This window comes from Mucilaginibacter sp. P1_D10, assembly GCF_056406215.1.
On record NZ_JBFUAP010000044.1, the window covers coordinates 1 to 1,412 of the forward strand.

1 protein-coding gene is annotated in these 1,412 nt (G+C 49.3%); it reads right to left on the reverse strand.

The window, feature by feature from the left end; translation table 11 throughout:
- Window positions 1-164 precede the first annotated feature (164 nt).
- On the reverse strand, window positions 165-1,412 hold a 1,248-nt coding region (locus AC1DYT_RS26670; RefSeq protein WP_477472522.1), incomplete at its 5' end, for an alpha-L-arabinofuranosidase A.

The window sequence follows — 1,412 nt, forward strand, 5'->3', positions numbered from 1 at the left end:
ATTGATATGTCCGGCACGTCAGCATAAATGATGGGGTTGGTGGCTTTTTGGGCGTATAAACACGGCACTATTAGCGTGGTAATTAAGGCCGTCATCCACAACCGGTAAATCGCATTGCTCATATCGATATTTGACTTTTTATCCTGGTACTTACCTGGTTTTAATTACTTAGTTAATGTATTTATTTGAAGCACGCTTACTGAATAGGCATCGAAAGTCCTTGTAAATTTTTTACTGATTCCGCTTACCTTGCTGGTAACCGGAACTATTTTTTTGGGGTCGCTGATCGTGTTGGTGTCCTCTGGCTTGTCGCCTTTTATGACCACGATAATGCCCTCCGGAGAAAACTTTACAGCTCCCTTTAAATCAATATCAACCTGCTGCGGCTTCCCTGTTGCATTTACTACTTTAAGGAACAGTTTTCCCGTTTTGGTGTCGCGGGTAGCTACATAAAACAGGCCAGGTATAGGTTGGGGCGTTTTGTTCGCAGCGCTATCCTGCTTGGTGGCGGGCCTGGTTTGAGTAGGGATATTGGTGCCCGCAATAGGCACCACTTTATTGCCGATATAGCTGTTAAACATTACCTGTACATGGTATGATGGTGAACCAAAACTTGTCAATGCATCGTAACCTATCAGGTTTGATTCCCATTGCCAGGCTTTCGGCACGTTTGCGGTAGCCTTGTTTACATTTGCAAATAAAGGCGCATAGCATGAGCGGATAACCACGTCTGAATTGCGCTCCATACCGGTCATCCAGGCTGCATCGCCAAGGGCGGCATTCAAAGTGGTGGTGGGCATGCCTTCCGTTGTTGCCCACTCGCCTACAAACACTTTATACCCTTTACGGTCGTAGTTGTCGTAATGTGCCGCATCCTCTTCCATTCCCCAGGCATTGCGGTAATAATGCTCGTCTACAATTTGGGGCTTGCGGATCGTAAACTTGCCTCTTCCCCCAAGCCAGTCCTTGCCGCCCATGCTGGCGATACAGCGAAGGTTGGGGTATTTGGCTTTAATGCCATCATAAAACTGGGCGTAACGTCCGTCGTAACTGCCAGACTCGTCAAACCCGTCTTCGTTGCCAATTTCCACATAGCGCAGTTTAAAAGGCGCCGGGTGCCCATCTGCCGCGCGCTTAGCGCCCCAGTAGGTGTTTACGCCGCCTATTACATATTCAATTTCATCCAGCGCATCATCTACGTATGGCTTTAAAAGCGGGCCTGCGTCCACATGGTCGCCGTCGAGCGAATAGCCGGCATAAACGGCAAGTAGCGGTTCCATTTTCAGGTCTTCGCACCATTCTAAAAATTCAAGCAGGCCCATTCCGTCGCTGGGGCGGTAGCCCCATGAGCCGGTATGACCGGGCCGCCCTGCAAGCGGGCCCAAAGTAGTTTTCCAGGGAAATGCATCGTT